General features: G+C 71.1%; 5 protein-coding genes. 1 reads left to right on the top strand and 4 read right to left on the bottom strand.

Annotated elements, in window-relative coordinates; all coding sequences use genetic code 11:
• Nucleotides 1–92: 92 nt before the first annotated feature.
• From QMG73_RS40505 to QMG73_RS40490, 4 genes are all read right to left on the bottom strand, one after another.
• Nucleotides 93–5,888 (bottom strand): RHS repeat-associated core domain-containing protein, encoded by a 5,796-nt coding sequence (locus QMG73_RS40505; protein WP_281904610.1) that lies wholly within the window; start codon nucleotides 5,886–5,888, stop codon nucleotides 93–95.
• A gap of 20 nt (nucleotides 5,889–5,908) precedes the next feature.
• Nucleotides 5,909–12,538: a LamG-like jellyroll fold domain-containing protein gene (locus QMG73_RS40500; protein ID WP_281904608.1), complete on the bottom strand. Its 6,630-nt coding sequence runs from the start codon at nucleotides 12,536–12,538 to the stop codon at nucleotides 5,909–5,911.
• A 218-nt stretch (nucleotides 12,539–12,756) separates the two neighbouring features.
• Entirely contained in the window at nucleotides 12,757–13,149 is a 393-nt protein-coding gene (locus tag QMG73_RS40495; protein ID WP_281904606.1) for a DnaJ family domain-containing protein, read from the bottom strand.
• A 907-nt stretch (nucleotides 13,150–14,056) separates the two neighbouring features.
• Complete coding sequence (locus QMG73_RS40490) at nucleotides 14,057–15,331, bottom strand: vanadium-dependent haloperoxidase (RefSeq protein WP_281904604.1); 1,275 nt, start codon at nucleotides 15,329–15,331, stop codon at nucleotides 14,057–14,059.
• 168 nt (nucleotides 15,332–15,499) lie between these two features.
• Between QMG73_RS40490 and QMG73_RS40485 the strand changes: the two genes are divergently transcribed.
• Nucleotides 15,500–15,673, top strand: coding sequence for a hypothetical protein (locus tag QMG73_RS40485; RefSeq protein ID WP_281904603.1), 174 nt, complete (start codon nucleotides 15,500–15,502; stop codon nucleotides 15,671–15,673).
• Nucleotides 15,674–16,604 lie beyond the last annotated feature (931 nt).

Raw genomic sequence — 16,604 nt, 5'->3', positions numbered from 1 at the left:
TCATTACCGTGCCACTGGCGACAATGAAGCAAGCGTCCCCCAAGTCGCCGGAACGACTTGGGGGACGCCACCATCACGAAGGGGCTGGTGCGCTAGATGGCGCAGAGCCCGCCGCCGCGGTTACAGACGCGCCCGTCGCGGGTCGTGTAGGTCTGGCTCCACGCGCCACCCGGTTCGAACTTCACGTCCCGCGGGTACTGCTCCTTGGTCGACCGGCCCTGGCACTTGACGCAGATCGGGATCTCCCGCTTCATCCAGGCGTCGATGACGCCCCCGCCCTCTCTCGGGTCGATGCCGTACTTGGCGCCGTCCTTCTCCGGGTAGGTCCGGCGGTATCCGTAGGCGTGCGTGAACAGCACCTGGTCCGTCGAGAGGTTCAACTTCTCCGCCACCATGCACTCCGCGCAGCCGTGTTCGCCGGACGAGATGCCCACCGCGATGCGGTCCGGGTTGTTCGGGTCGATGCCGGCCGTGAAGGTGCGGTTCTTCTCGCGCTCGGTCGGCCAGTTTGGCCCGCTCTCGTTGTACCAGCGGTCCATCTCCGCGTCGCGGGCCGCCGCCGCCTTCTCCAGGCCGCGGTTCTGGGCGTACGTCCGGGTGGCGAACGCGGGTGCCGCGGCGCTGGATCCGCTGCCCGAGCCGCCGCGAGCCTTCTGGACCACCTTGCCGATCGCGGCGCCGGCACCGTGCAGGACGCCGCCGACCGCCGCCCCGACGCCAGCGCCGGTGGCCAGCTCGCCGGGAGTGGCCGCGCGGCCCTGCCGGTTGGCGTTCTGGCTGGCACCCACCATGCCGCTGGCCGCGCCACCGATGATGACGCCGGCGACCGCGCATCCGACCCCCACGGTGACGGCGCACGCCCCGGCGACGAGCGCGCCGATAGCGACGCCGACGGCCACGTTGGCGATGAAGTCCAGCGGGTGGTTGATGGCCTCCTTGACCGTGTTGACCACCGCGTTGGCGACGGCGCTGGCCGCCTTCTTGATCCAGCCGAACAGCATGCCGGTGGGGTCGGCGAAGGTGACCGGGTTGTTGTTGCTGTACGTGTACCCGTGCATCTGCTGGGCGTCGGAGGTGTCCATGATGGGATCGACCGAGACGAACCGCCCGAGCAGCGGATCGTACTGGCGGGCGCCCAGGTGCGTGAGGCCCGTCGACGCGTCGGTGGTGCCGCCCACGAAACCCTTGTCGCCAACCCAGGGCACCGGCGCGCCGCGCGGTGCGCCGAACGGCGCCTGCCGCCGCTTGGTGACCTGCTGGCTGGCCGCGTCGACCGCGACCTGCGCGGTCTCCTGATGGTCGCCCGCCTGCCAGGTCACTCCGGCACCGGTACGCACGGCGACCGTCAATCCGCCGTGCTGGTAGTACCGGGTGCCGGTGAGCTTGCCGGTGGCCTTGTCCAGCCGCAGCTCCTGCCCGTCGAAGTAGGCGGTGATGCTCGCCGGGTCCTCCCGCAGCAGCCGCTCGCCATCGGCGTCGTACACGAACCGGCTGGTCTTGTCGCCCGCGGTGACCGCGGCCAGCTTGCCCTCGGCGTCCCAGTCCAGCTTCTGGCCGGGCCGGGTGAGCGTGTTGCCGGCGGCGTCGTAGGTGAACTCGTCCTTGCGGACGCCGGACGGGCCGGACGGGCCGGTGGTCGTCACCGAGGCGAGCTGGTGCGCGCCGGCCGCCGGGTAGGCGTACGTGCGGACGGTGTCGCCGGCGGCGGCGTGCTGGGTTTCGGTGAGCCGGTTGCCCACCGTGTCGTACGTGTAGGAGTGCCGGTACGGCGCGGCGCCGGCCAGCGTGGCGGTGTCAGGGGCGGATGCGCACTGCGACGCGGGCGTCCACGCGTCGGTCAGCCGGCGCAGGTGGTCGTACCGGAAGCACTGCACGTCGTGCGGCAGGTCCTTGGGCGTGTCGGCGACGGACAGGATGTTGCCGGCCGGGTCGTAGGAGTAGTTGACGTCGGACTGCATCGGCTGGGACACCTCGGCGTCCACAATGGATCGGCTGAGCCGGCGCGTGCTGTCCTCGTAGTAGTACGACAACCAGACCCGCTTGCCGGTCTCGCCGAGCTGGACTCGTGCCACCTCCCCGTACCGGGTGTACTCGGTGCCGGTGACGTACTCGACGGTCCCGCCCTGGTCCAGGCCGCCGGAGAGGCGGAGCGGGTTGGACAGATCGCCGTACTCCTGGTGCATCGTCTCCTTGGGCAGGTCGCCGATGGCGGGCAGCGTCGTGAGGTAGGGGCTGCCGTCGTCGTTGAGGGTGCTGTACGTGGTGTAGGTGCCGGCGAGCGTCTGGGTCCGCGGGCTTTCCGGGATGGTGACCCGAGTCTCGTACGCGTGGTAGAGCGCGGTGTAGCTGGCGATCGTCCGGGTGAAGGCGGCGCCGTCGACGTACCGGGTGGACGAGGCGAGCTGCCCCTTGCCCTTGGTCGCGGTGTCGTAGGTCCACTCAGCCAGCTTCGTGCCGCCGGAGGCCACGGTCCGCATCCGCCCCAGGCCGTCGTAGGTGTAGTCGAGCGTGACGCCGCGGGCGTCGGTCGCGGTCAGCGGCCGGCCGGACGCGTCGTATGTCATTGTCGATGCGCCCTTGTCGGGGTCTTCGACGCGCACCTGATGGCCGCGCAGGTTGTAGTGGAAGCGCCACTCGTTGCCAGCTGGGTCCTTTGTGGACGCCCGCTGCCCGGCCTTGGTGTAGGTGTAGGTGGTCGCGTCGTAGGCGCCGGACGGCGCACCACCCCGGTACTGGCGCACCTCGACCGCCCGGCCGTGCGCGTCGCTGATGGCGGTGGTGGCGGTGCCGCCGGCCGGTGGGGTGACGTGCACCCGGTCGCCGCCGTACGCCGTGGTGGTGCGCCACCGCTCCTGCGCGCCGGCCTGGTAGATCTGCGCGACCGCGCGGCCGGCGCCGTCGAAGCGGGTGACCGTCAGGCCGGCCACCTCGACGTCGCTGGCCACCCAGAGCTCGTCGTCGAGGGCCGCGTCGTTGAAGTACGGCTGGGTGCTCTTGTACGCGCGACCTTGCGAGTCGTAGCGGGTGTCGGTCAGCAGCCGGCCACCGCCGACCGCTGGCGCCTGGGTCTGCCGCAGCCGCAGCAGCCCGTCGTAGAGCTCCTTGGTGGTGGTGTACCTGCCGTTGGGGTTGAGCCGGTTCGTCGTGACGACGCTGGGGCGGTCACCGCGGATCAGGTAGGTGAACGTCGCGTTGCCGCCTTGGCTTGCCCGCTCACGGTTGGGCAGCCACACCTCGACGGTGCGTCCCAGCGGGTCGTACGCGGTCTCGGTGCGGCGCCGGTTGGCGTCCACCTCGGCCACGGTGAGGCCCCACGCCGGTTCGAGCGTGCGGGTGACGGCGTGCCCGAGCGGGTTGGTCATCACGCTCTGCGTGACCGGCCCGCCGATTTCGGGGGTGAACGACGTCGTCGTGACCCGGCCGAGCGCGTCGGCGATCTCGACCGCGCGGCCGTGCGGGTCGTACCTGGACGTCGTCGTCGTGAGGTACTCCGGACCGCTCGCCGGGCGCGCCTTGAGCTCGTCGCCGCGGGTGATGTTGCCGCGGGTGGGCGCGGCGCCGGGCTGCTGGCCGTCGTACCCGGTGCGCACGTCGCTGATCGCGTCGTCCGGGAACGAAGGGGTCTCGCCGCACCCGGCGGCGACCGTCTCGACGCGGGCGGGGAACGCGATCAGCCACCGGTCGGTGTTGCGCGCGTACCAGGTGCGGGTGCAGCGGTCGTCGGCCCCGTCGGCCTTGTCACCGAGGTCGTTGACCTTCTCGATCAGGCCGCGGTCGTCGTATGTGGACTCGGTGCGCGTGGTGCGCCACCCGCCGCCCGACAGCGCTGTCCACGACTCGGTGGCGCCGGTGCGCACGATGTATGCCTTGCGGTCGCCGCGAGTGGCGGTCGGCTCGCCCCAGGTGGGCGTCTGGATCGACTTGCCGACCACCCGGTCGGTGTCGCCGTCGTACGTGATCGTCTCCAGTGGAAGGCCGCGCAGCCAGTCCTCGTCGACCCGGGCCGGGCCCTCGCTGGGCTGCACGGCCACGGTCCGGTTGCCTGACGGCTGCTTGTCGCCGTGCATGCCGCGGTAGAAGCGTTGCTCGGTCTTGCCGATGGGTCCCGCGGGGTCGTTCACCGTGCCGGTGCGGATCCGCACCGTGGCGTAGCCACGAAACTCGTCCCAGGTCTTCTTGTCGGCCTTGGTGAACTCGGACGTGTCGTAGTGCCAGGCCGCCCCGCCAACGTACTCGTACGCGGTCACCTGCTGGGTGTTGGCGCTGATCCGATCGGACTGGACGGTGCTTTCCACCACGTACTTGTGGAAGTAGTCGGTGCGCTCGGGCTGGTTGTCCTTGGCCCACCGCACCGGGAAGCAGCGCAGCGTGTTGCTGTGCGCGTCGGCCGGCATGGTGCCGCCCGCGACGCACTCCGCGCCGGCGTACTTCACCGACAGGTAGCCGCCGGTCTCCGAGATCACGCCGGTGACGCGGTACCGGTTCAGCGGCGACAGGCCGTCAATCTTGAATACCCGGTTGGGCAGCAGCGAGCCCTCGAACGTCAGCGGTGGCATCGCGGCGGCGCCACCGACGTGTCCGGTGTGGACGATGCCCTTGAGCCAGAGCGTCGGGTCCTCGCCGTCACCGGTCTTCGGGAACTGCTGGTCGAGCGTCCACGAGTCCACGTCGGCGAAGCCCGCCGGCCGGCGTACCTGCGTGGTGATCTTGCTCAGCCGCTTCGTGGACCAGAACGTCGGTGAGTGCTTGTCCTTGCAGGTGGCCGTGTCGCACTTCTCGTCCCAGGGCACGTCCGGCCAGTTCAGCGGCTGAGTGGCGACGCAGTTACTGCCGGGCACGCACCGGTCGGCGACCGTGAACTCGACCCGGCCGCTGGCCGCGTGCCCGTCCCGCAGCCCGTACTCGATCGCGCGCAGGGTGCCGCCGCGCACATAGGACACCGCCGCGTCCTTGAGGTTCATGCCGTAGGAGTTGGTCTCCGGCTCGTACCCGTACACGATGGTGTTGCCGTTGCGGTCGACGACCTTGTCCAGGTTCCACCGCCACGCCTGCACACAATGCGAGGAATCGAAAGCGGCGCCATGGCACGGCTCGCCGGCGTCGTCGCCGAAGACCGGCACCGTCCACGTCGACTTGGCCTCCGGGCGGGATCCGTAGAAGAACTGGGTGCCGTCCGTGGTGGTGATCTTCCAGTACTCGCCGTTGTCGTCGCCGTTGCCGGCGCCCGTCAGCCGCTCGATCCGCGCCCCGTCATCACTGCGTGCCCGCCACCGTCCAGCACCGTCACAGCAGATCAGCTCGCCGCCGCCGCCGTTGTACGACGCGGTCGCGTTGTCGCTGCGCCAGCACAGGTCGCCCACCTTCGGCGGGGTGGTGCCGCCCATGTCGTCTTCGGCGCACGCGCCGTAGGCACGCTCCACGAAACCGGGTGACAGGTCCCAACCGTCCCCCACCCACGAGGCCTGGTTGTTCGTGGCACTGGTCCGGCCGTCCACCGCCGAAGATGCGTACGACAGAGCCAGGTCCGGCTCCAGGCCGCCGGGCGCCGGCGGCACGCGCAGCGGGTACGACCAGGTGAAGTCGCCGGTCTGCGGCGACACCTGCCAGGACGCCGACGGCGACAGGGCGGTCGCCGTCGGCGTGCCGCCGCCGGCCTTCTTGGGGGTACTGCCGGGCTGCTGGTTACCGGTCAGCGCGTTCCGGCTGGCCTGGTCCTGGTTGCGGGCCGTCATCTCCTGCTGGGTCACCGGAGTGGACGGCGTGTCCGGCAGCGGCTGTGACGGCCCACCGGCCGCGAGCGCGCCGTCCGGCACCGCCACGGTGGTCAGCAGTGTGGCGGCCAGGACCGCGGTCAGTGCCGCGGCGATCCGCCTGCGAAGCGTCTTCATCGTTCCTCCCCGTCCGGAACTCAGGAGCCGAACACCGGCGCGGTGTCGGGCGCGGCCACGAGCACGTGGCCGATGAGGCGGTCCATCGTGTACCCCTCGCACGTGGCCGACAGCGACACGTACCGCTGGCCGGCGTACACGCACCGGTAGACGGGCCGGCTGGGCACCCCGTCGGGCGCGGCCGTCCAGATCCGGCCGGTACTGGCCAGCGCCTGCTTGCCCTCGCACGCCGGATCGGTGGAGACGAAGAAGTCGGTGCCGTCCAGGCAGCTCATCAGCGTCACCGTGCCCGGCTGCGTGGACAGCGCCACCAGGCCGGCGGGTCCTTCCTGCTGGTACCCCGGCGGTGCGCCATCCACAGTGGATAGGTGGTCGACCGGCCCGGCGTAGTCGTAGTAGTAGCGCGGCAGCGGGGCGTAGGCGAGGGTGTAGCCGATGACTCCCTCGTTGGTGCCGCCCTCGCAGTCCGAGCGCCGGGTCTCGAAGTGGTCGTAGTTGATCCAGCAGCGGTACACCGCGACCGTGGGCAGGTTCGTCGGCTGCTGGGTGTACACCCGGCCGATCTCGCCCACCACCGTCTGGCCCTCGCACGCCGGGTCGCGCGAGGTGAAGTAGTCCTCCTGCACGCGGCACGAGTAGAGGACCAGGGTGTTGGGGTGCTCGGCGGTGACCAGCGTGCCCAGGGTCCCCTCGAACCGGTACCCGTCGCGCACCGGCGCGCTGGTGCTGCCGGTGTAGTGCTCGCCGGCGCCGTTGACGAACCGGCCGAGCTGGCCCTCGACCGGCGCCGGCCAGCCGGCCTGGCGCGCGATCTCAGCGTCGGCGACCCGGCCCACCGCCACGGTCACCTCGTCGATCTCACCGGGGAAGAAGTCCGCCGGCGCCCCGTTGAACCGCCCCCGGCCGACCGTGAGCGAGCCGGTGGCCCTCCACAGCGTCACGCCCTCCTGGATCTCGGCGAGCTTGCCGTCCACATAGAGCCGCAACTGGCGTGCGGGATAGTCGTACACACCGGTCAGGTGGGTCCACCGGCCCAGCTGCGCCGGCGCCAGGGACGCCGCGTAGACAAGCTCCGCGGAGTCCGCGTCCTGCAGCGGCGCGGCGAACACCCAGCGTTTCAGGCCCGGCCGGTACTGCAGGGCGAACCCGCTCATCCGCGCGCCGTCCTGGCCGACCACAGTGGACACCTTGTCGGTGCGGGACAGCCGCGCCCACGCCGAGACGGTGAAGCTGTCTCGCATGGTCAGCGGCGCCGACGCCGAGGCGGCCGCGTCGTCCACGCCGTCCAGCGTGAGCGCCGTGCCGTCCACGCCCGCCATGTAGGTGGCGCCGGTGACGGTGAGGTTGTTCTGCTGCGCGGTGTAGTCGCGGCCCGTCCGGTCGTCGAAGCGCCACGCGTTCATCCGGGGCGCGGCGACGTCGTCGTGGACCCGGCGCACCTCACCGTCCGACAGCGCCCGCCCGTACGCGCGCAGCTCGTCGACGCCGCCGGGGAAGAACGCGCTGTTGGCGCCGTTCCACTTGCTCCGGCCGATGCTCAGCGGGCCCGTCGCCGACCAGATCGTGGCGTCGACCCGGGCCGCGGACAGCACTCCGTTGACGTACAGCCGAAGCTGGCGGGTCGCGGTCCGGTACACCACCGCCAGGTGGGTCCAGTCGCCGAGCGCCGCCGGCTCGGACGAGCGCAGGACGACGGTGTTCGGGTTGTCCCGGTCCTGGTCCGGCACGGCGACCGACCAGGTGTTCGTCCCGCCCTCGTGCATCAGGTGGAAGGAGCTGACCCGTGCGCCGTCCTGGCCGAGCACCGTCTTGTTGGCGGTGCCGGCATTGGTGAGGTGGACCCAGGCGGCGACGGAGAAGTCGCGGCTGGTGTCCAGTACCGGGCCGGCGGTGTCGGCGTACCCGCTGGTGCCGTTGAGCGAGGCGGCGTGCAGCTGCCGGCCCACGCTCCAACCGGCGCCGCCCTTGAGCGTCGCGGTGCGGCCCTTGCCGCTGGCGTCCGCGGCGGTGGTGCCGGTCGCCTCGTCGAAGCGCCAGTGGCCGGCGTCGGCGACGGGCAGCTCCGCCGGGCCGTCCTCGGCCGGGTACGACCGGTACAGGGCCAGGACGCGGTCCTTGTCCAGCACGCCGGTGTACAGCCGGACGTCGTCGACCAGACCCGGCCAGAACTCGGCGGCGGCGCCAGCGACCTTGCCCCGCCCGATCTGCAGGCCACCGTCGGGATGCCACGGCGTGTCCAGCGTGCCGTCGCCGATACGCTTGCCGTCGACGTACAGCCAGATCTTCCTGGACGGCGCGTCATAGACTCCGGTCAGGTGCGCCCACCCGATCAGCTCCTCGGGGTCGCTGCTGACGACGGCCTTGGTGACCCGGCCGTCCGGTTCGGGCATCTCGAAGAACCAGGCGCCCGACGGGTGCTGGCTGTCGTCGACGATGTGGCCCATCCGGAACTTGCTGGCCCGCTCGCCGTCCAGCGTCACCGCGTCCGACTTGCACTGCGACACCGTCTCCAGGTCGCACCCGACGGATCCGATGTGGACCCACGCGGTGACGGTGAAGCTGGCGTCGGTGCGCAGGTCGACACCCGCCGTCGAGACCGCGTCGTCCCTGCCGTCGAGCCGCACCGCGTTGCCGACCCGGCCCGGAGCGAAGGACGCACCGCCGGACAGGGTGCCGCGCCGGCCGCCGACGACGTCAGCGGTGCTGGTGCCGCTGGACTCGTCCAGCGCCCAGTTGTGCACCAGGGTCAGATCCCGGCCCGCCAGGGTACGGATCTCGTCCACGAACAACGGTCTGTTGTAGACGGACACGTCGTCGATCGCGCCGGGGAAGTAGTCGACCGGGCCGCCCTGCCACTTGTTGCGCCCGATCTGCAGCTTGCCGGCGGGGTGGTCCCAGGCGTTGGTGTGCGGGCGGCTGGCGGCCAGCACCCCGTTGACGTACAGGGACATCAGCCCTTTGCCGGCGTCGTAGACGGCCGTCAAATGGGTCCAGACGCCGACCTGCGCGGTGCCGCCGATCGCCCGGCGGGCCTCGCCGCCGCCGTTCACATCCTGGGTGAACATGGCGAACGACCAGGCGCCGCCCGGGTCTGCCTCGATCTTGAACGCGCTGGTCGTGGCGCCGTCCTGGGACACCACGCCGTAGTGGCCGCCGACCTTGTCCAGCCGCGCCCACGCGGTGGCCGAGAAGCTCCGGCTGGTGTTCACCGCGTGCCGTGGCACTTCGGCGTAGGCGGTTTCGCCGCCCAGCCGCAGGGCCAGGTCGGACGGGTCCGGGACGCTGCTCTGGCCGCCGGTCCAGTCGGCGCCGCCGTAGACCGCGCCGGCCACGCCGCCGGTCGCGTCCTTGACGTCGCCGTCGAGCCGCCAGGCGCCCGCCGTGACCCCGCTCTGGGCCACGATGCCCTGGATCTCGGCGTCGGAGAGCACCCGGCTGTAGGCCCGCACCTCGTCGATCGCGCCGCGCCAGTAGTTGCCGACCACACCGTCCCACTTGCCCCGGCCGATCACGAACGGACCGGTGGCGTGGAACGCGGTAGCCCGGGCGGCGACGCCGGCCAGTTGCCCGCCCACATAGAGCCGCACCTGCTTGGCCACCGGGTCGTACACCGCGGCGAGGTGCGTCCACTCGTCCGGCCGCGGCACGTACGCCTGGCTGCTCTGCAGCGGCACGCCCGCCGGCCGGTCGAGGGTGTCGGCCAGGTTCGAGAACAGCTCCCAGCGCCCGCCGTTGCTGTTGCGGTACCCGAGGTGGAACGCGCTGACGACGTTGCCGTCCTGGGACAGCGCCGTGAACGTGTCGTTGGCCGGCGGCAACTCGCCCAGCCGCGCCCAGGCGGCGACCGAGTAGGCGCGGTCGGTGCGCAACACCGGCCCGGCGGTCGTCGCGTGGCCGGTGCCCTCGATCTGGACCGCCCCGCCGACCGCGCCACCGGTCTTCGTGAACGTCGCGCCCTGGTGCAGGACCGCGGCCGGCCCGTCCGGCACCGCGTTGACGGCGGAGGCGCCCTCCGTCTCGTCCAGCTTCCAGTGTCCTACCTGGACATTGTCGGTGCTGACCTCGGCGCGGATCTGCGCGTCGCTGAGGAGACGGTCGTAGACCTTGACCTCGTCGACGGCGCCGATCAGGCCCACGCCGATCCGCAGCGCGTCCGCACCGTGCCAGCTCCGCACGCGCGGCGCCGTACCGGCCAGCACGCCGTTGACGTACAGCCGGATCTCCTTCCTGGCCGCGTCGTACACGCCCGCCAGGTGGGTCCACTCCCCCACGACCGCCGGCTCCTTCGACAGCACTTGGTCCCATCCCGGCGGGTTGGCCGAGTCAGCCTGCGGCATCACGAACACCCAGGCCTTCTTGTCACCCTGGTACTGGATGCAGAAGGAGCACGTGTTGGCGCCGTGCTGGCTGACGACCGTGCGGTGCTGGTCGTCCAGGGCGTCGAGCCGGGCCCACGCCGAGACGGTGAAGCTGGCGTCGGTGCGCACCGTGTTGGGGGCGTACACGTGGCCGGCGCCGTCGAGCTTCAGCGCCGTACCGACCGCGCCCGGCTGGTAGACGCCGCCGCCGGTCAGGGTGCCGTCCCGGTCGCCGAGAAACGCGGTGTCCTCGGCGTTGCCGTCCAGCGACCACTGCGCCAGCGGACCGTTGCCGGCGCGCACGTAGATGCGGTGAGCCGTCGTCGGACTCTTGTGGCCGGCCCTGTCCACGCTCTGCACGTACAGGGTGCGGGGGCCGTCGCCGGGCGGGGTCAGGCTCAACGTGGCCGGCCCGCCCAGCGCGGACGCCACCGCCTTGGTCGCCGGCGGGTCCTGCCATCCGTACAGGTAGTGGTCGATGTCGGACACACCGGCCGCGTCGAACGTGAACTCGCCCGGCACGTCCACGCCGCCGTGCCACCGGTTGTCGGCCGGGTACAGGATGCCCGTCACGCCGGGCTTCGTTGCCGGCGGCCTGCGGTCCACAACGAACGGTGTGCCGTGCGCCGGGTCGCTGCCCCACGAGTCGTCCGAGCCGTGCACCCACCACCCGACGTACTTGCCGTCCTTGTCGTCCAGCGGGATGTTGGCGTCGTGTGTCGCGCCGTTGACCTGCATCCCGCCGTTCCACGCCGTCTCCACGCCGGTGGAGTACCTCCACATCGGACGGAGCATGTCGCGGTCCGGGTCGGTCAGCGTCACCATCAGCCGGATGTTGGCGTCGCCCACATAGGAGACGCCGCCGCACCAGGTGCAGGGTGCGCGCAGGGGCGGGTCGGTGCGCAGGTTCGACGGCACGTCCGGCCGGCTGTTGAAGTGGACGTACAGCGACACCGAGTTCGCGTCGTAGCGCCGCCAGGCGTCCATGTTGTTCTCGTCGGCGGCCTTGATGAAGTACGTCGTCGCGCCCGAGGTGTTGACCGATCCCATCGCGTCGAAGCCCAACGCCGGTGACGTGCAGGCGTTCTGGCCCACGTCCCGCACCAGCCATCCCGGCGGGTGGTTGTTCCACGTCGTGCCCGGGTTGATGGTGTTGTTGGCACGGAAGAGCTGGTGCACGTGGCCACCACACTGAGCACTGTGGACGGCCGTGATGTTCACCGCGGCGCCGAACAGCTGCTTGCCTGCCAGGAAACCGGTCTCGAACTGGAAGTACGAGCGCGCGACGCCGATGCCGTTGCAGTTGCCCCGGCCGGTGTGGCACCTACCCACCTGCGCGTTGCCGCCCGGGTCGGCGCTGCTGTTCCAGTACGAGTTGTTCGGGAGACCGCTCAGGATGGTCGCCCACGCGCTCTTGGGCAGCCAGTCGGTGACCGGGTCGATGGTGACCGGATACACCGTCGCGGGATCGGCCAGCATGCCGCGGTCCGGTCGCAGCGTCAGCGCGCCGCCGCCGACCGCCACGCCCACCCGCGCCTCGCGCCGGGTACCGGGACGCGAGTCCCACATCACCGATGGCGGCGCGGCGAACAGCACCGCACCGCGGGTGTCGCGCGCCTCCAGCGCCCCGGTCCGGGTGGCCGCCAACCGCAGCCCGGTGCTCGCCAGGCCCAGCCGGACCTGCCGCAACGCGGGGTTGCGGGCCGCTTTCGCGTCCTTGACCACCAGATACTGCGCGTACCCGGAGACGCTGGCGCGCAGTACCAGGTCGACGCCGGGCAGCACGTTCGCGTACGTCGCCGTCGGGCCGGACAGCGTCGGGGCGGGCAGCCGGCCCGGCCAGGTCAGCCCGATGTGCTTGCCCTCGCGGCCGTACCGCACCAGCGGCACCTTCGCACCGCCGCCGGACAGCACCAGGTCGACGTCGACCGCGCGGGGCACCACGCTGCCATCGGGACGCCGGACCAGGGTCGTATCGACGCCCACCCACCGGCCGTCCCGCTGGACCCGCTCGATCCGGGCGCTCAGCCGCGCCTTCATCGTGCCGTCCGGCTGCGCGTCCACGGTCCGCGTCTGGGTCGTCAGCTCGGCCACCCGCACCGGGCTGCCCTGGACGGCGGCGGCGCGCACCGCACTGTCCAGATCGGACGCCTCGCGGATCGGCACCGCCCGCCGCTGCGGCGGTGCGGAGGTCACGACGGCCGACGCCGGCAGCAGCGACGCCGCCAAAACCAGGACGAGCGCCGGCATCAACCACCGGCGCAAGGCGTACCGCAACGACAACTGTCGCATCCGCATCTCCCCCGCTCGGCCGGCACGCCAACGACTTCTCGTCGACGGCCGGCGACAGACGAGCGCAAGTGTCGCCGGTAACGCCTTTCAGGAACCTTTCAGAGAGTGTTCGAAAGGCGCGCTCGGGAGGGCGCTGGTGGAGCGAGGTCTGGTTGTGTAGCCGCGGAGGGTGAGGCCGCGGGAGCAACGGTCTCGCGCGCGACGGGCATCGCGGTAGCTCAAAGCCCCTTCGCCGCGCGCCAGGCCGCAGCCATCTCGTCCGCGTCGACCCTCCGCACACTGACGAAGGGGTGGCTGGGGCGCAGGTGGTAGTCGGTGATGCGAGAGTTGAGCTCGGCCACCGTCTCCCGGACCCGCTGCTCCGAGGGCAGCTTGCGGATGCGTTCGGGAAGCTGCTCGACGTCGCGGGCCAGCTTGATCGACGCCGGAAGCATGACCTCGCCGATGCCCTCGCGCCGGATGAAATCCTTGACCCACCAGTTCTCGTCGTACGGCTCGCCCTTGCCCGGGATGGGCTTGCCCGCACCCGGCAGGTCGTCGAATTCGCCGTCCCTCTGCGCCGCCTTGATCCGCGCCTCGATCATCGACTCGATCCGGTCCCGGTAGCTCATACCGCGCCCTTTCGTCCCTTTTCGCGCCTCCAGCCTACGCCGGGCCGCCGTCATCCCCGCGGGATGTCGATGCCGGCCGCCCGCAGCTTCGCCTCGATCAACGCGTTCAGCCGGGCGATGGATGGTCCCTGTTCTTCACCGTGATGGTTGACAGGTCCGTACCGGACGGCCGCGTCGGGCTGGTTCCGAAAACCAAGCACTCGACGCCTGACAACGACATCGCCGCTCCCAGCCGGCCTAGACCTTTTAGGGTCAGGTTCAGGACCAGGCTCTGAGCTACCGCGACGTCCGCCGTGCGCCATGCCCGTTGCTCCCGCGGCCTCGCCCTCCGCGGCACCACGACCTGCCCTCGTCGGGGTTGGTCGTGCGACGGCGGCGGGTGGGGCCGCGGGAGCAACGGCACGGAGCACGGCGAGCGTCGCGGTAGCTCGCGTCTTTCTTTCTAGAAGCTTTCGCGGTGCGGGTCCGTCCGTCCACATAGGTGGCCGGCTGGCCGGATCGGCGGCCATGCGGCGCTGGTGGAGCGAGGTCGGCGGCGACTGTGGCGATCTGCTGCCGGCGGCGATGCCGGGCCGGCGAACTGGTTGTGTAACCGCGGAGGGTGAGGCCGCGGGAGCAACGGTCTCGCGCACGACGGGCGTCGCGGTAGCTCAAAGATCCTGAACTTGATCCTGAAGGCTCTCTGTGGGCCAGGCTCGCGCCGGCCCGGCGCCGCCCCCGCAGGCCGGCCCGGCGCCGCCCCCGCAGGCCGTCCCGGCCCCGGCCCCGCAGGCCGGCGATCAAGGGGAATCGCATCGATCAAGGGCAAACGCACGCGGAAAAGAGATCGAACCGCGTGCGTTTGCCCTTGATCGGCGGAGAGGGGCGGGCGGGGCGCGCGAGCGCAGCGGCGCCGGCTGGCGGCTGGTTAGAAGCGGCTCAGGACTTCGCGGGTTACCTGCTTGCCGAGGCGGTCACCGTCTACGACCGCCGTGCGGTAGTGAACGCCGGCCCAGATCCTGGCTTCGAGCAGCTCAGCCGTGGCCACGGCGAGGCTGTCGTAGTGGCGGGTCGTGCCGGAGTCGACGCTGGACGCGCTGAACGACAGGTTGTCGCGCCCAAAGAACTTCCGCACCGCTCCCAAGGTCGCCGACGTGAAGCAGGCGTGCCCGGACGGGTACTCCGTCGACGGCGCCGTGATCCGCAACGGCGTCCAAGCTGGATCGGCGGTCGTGGCCGGGTTGCCGTCGGTGTCAGCCAGCGGGATCGCCGTCACCGGACGCCAGAAGCTCCAGCGCCACTTCTCCTTGTAGCAGGCGATCAGCGTGTCGATCGCGGCGAGGTCGGCCATCGCGAACATGCGGGCCGCCTGCAGGTTGCCGAGCCGGTACGTCGTGGCGAGATTGCGCTTGATCTCCCACTCCACCAGGCGGGGGTCGTCCCACCAGATCGCCGCCTCGGTCTGCTCGGGCGTGCGCACCGTGCTGGTCGCCGAACCGACGGCCTGTACCTCGTTCAGGTCACGCGCGTAGCCGGCGCTGGCCAGCGCCGGCGGTCCCGGGGTGTCGAAGTCGCCTGGGTCGTCGAGCACGAACGGCTTCAGGGTCGCGACCCAGGCGCCCACCTGCAGAAAATCGGGCGGCGTCTGCCGCCACTGGCCCGGCTCGGTGCCGACGCGCCAGGTCGCGTTCGAGAACGCGCCGTCGTTCTGCCGAGCCGCGACCATGGCAGCGGCCGTGGCCTCACCGACGGCGACGCCGCCGCGCTCGGCACGGCCGTCGGGTATCGCGGCGAGCGCTTCGTCATACTGGGCGCGCAGCGACGACGCCTGCCCCGGGAAGAGCGAAAGCAACACGTTGTACGCCGCGGCCGCGACCGCCGCCGCGGTGGAGTCGCCGGGCCTGGTACGGGGCGCGATCAGGTACGGCTTGTAGGGCTTACCGGCGATCGCGTTGACCGCGTCGTACACGGCGCCCTGAACCATCGCGAAGCTGCGAGCGGTCGTCGTCGGCGACTGCCGTGCCACCTCGTAGATGGCGGTCTGTGCGTGCCTGTTCCAGGTGATGACCGCGTTGGGCGCGGCCGCGGACTCGGCCTTCGCGGCCGGCGCGACCGCCACCGGAACGGTCAGGGCGAACGCGGCCACGATGGCCACTCTTCGCACACTGCGGAGTTGTGCGGGCTGGCGAACGTGACGTGCCATGGGCTCCCCCTTACGCCTTACTGCACTGTTCGGGCCAATCTCCAAGTAGACCACCGTCCGCTTTCATTTCGGCTTCACCGAGAAGCGCTTGACATGCCAAGCTGATGCCGACCGTACTCATTGGACAGAGCGACTGACGTGACCCGCCGCGAGTGCCAGAATGCTGGCATGGACGACTCTCCACGCACCCCGAGCACAGGCCCAGCGATCGCGCGGCGCGCCCTCTTCGGCCGGCTCCTTCTAGCGGCCGGCGCGACGACCGCCCTGATGGGGCTCGCCGGATGCCCCGGCGGCGACCAGGACGACGACGATGACGATGACGACGGTGGTGACGACGACTAGCTGGCAAATGACAGCAAAATGAGCTGCCGCGACGCCCGCCGCGCTCCATACCGTCGCTCCCGCGGCCTCACCCGCCGCCGTCCCACGACCACCCCACCCCAAGGTCCACCGGTCGTGTGCCGCGGAGGGCGAGGCCGCGGGAGCAACGGCCTAGCCCACGACGCACGCCGCGGCAGCTCAAGATCTTTCGTACCAGCATTTTCGGGGATTTTGCGGCATCAGACGCCCGCTGAGGCCACGATTTCCCTGTTATTGCCGCCTTAACCGCGACTGGCCGCCCGGCAGGGCCCGCCCCCGTCCCCAGCGGACGCCGGGCATAGCAGACGCCGGCATAGCGGACGCCGGCCCCGGCGGACGTGCCCCGCCTGACGTGCCCTGGCAGGACGCGGCTCAGCGGGACGCCGATCAAGGGAAATCGCATCGATCAAGGGCGAATGCACGTGGTTGGATCTCTTTTCCGCGTGCACTCGCCCTTGATCGGCGGGGAGAGCGGGCCGTGCGGGCACGGCGCGGGGAACGCGCCGTACGGGCACGGTGTGGAAAGCGCGGTGAGCGCGGCGATGTTGATCGGCGGCGATCCGCCGATCAAGGGAAATCGCGTCGATCAAGGCCGAATACACGCGGATTTGAGATCCAACCACGAGCATTCGCCCTTGATCGGCGGGGAAAGCGCGCTGTGCGGCCACAGCGCAGGGAACGCGCGGAGAGCGCGCTGTGCGGCCACGGCGTGGAAAGCGCCGTGAGCACGGCGGCGTTGATCGGCGGCGATCCGCCGATCAAGGCGGTTTGCAACGATCAAGGCCGAACGCACACGCAAAAGAGATCCAACCACGTGCCTTTGGCTCTCCTGTCTGATGTGTGGGTCAGGTGGGAGAGTTGCGGCCGGGTAGTGGGGTTTGGTAGCCGCCGAGGTGTAGGCGGGTGAGGGCGA

The organism is Phytohabitans aurantiacus, assembly GCF_027923225.1.
GTDB lineage: Bacteria > Actinomycetota > Actinomycetes > Mycobacteriales > Micromonosporaceae > Phytohabitans > Phytohabitans aurantiacus.
The sequence above is the reverse complement of the archived record's forward strand: the minus strand, read 5'-3'. Positions and strand labels throughout refer to the sequence as shown.

What these genes read in the sequence shown, in the direction of transcription:
- QMG73_RS40505 (WP_281904610.1), bottom strand. Translation starts at nt 5,888, where the DNA reads ATGAAGACGCTTCGCAGGCGGATCGCCGCGGCACTGACCGCGGTCCTG.
- QMG73_RS40500 (WP_281904608.1), bottom strand. Translation starts at nt 12,538, where the DNA reads ATGCGACAGTTGTCGTTGCGGTACGCCTTGCGCCGGTGGTTGATGCCG.
- QMG73_RS40495 (WP_281904606.1), bottom strand. Translation starts at nt 13,149, where the DNA reads ATGAGCTACCGGGACCGGATCGAGTCGATGATCGAGGCGCGGATCAAG.
- QMG73_RS40490 (WP_281904604.1), bottom strand. Translation starts at nt 15,331, where the DNA reads ATGGCACGTCACGTTCGCCAGCCCGCACAACTCCGCAGTGTGCGAAGA.
- QMG73_RS40485 (WP_281904603.1), top strand. Translation starts at nt 15,500, where the DNA reads ATGGACGACTCTCCACGCACCCCGAGCACAGGCCCAGCGATCGCGCGG.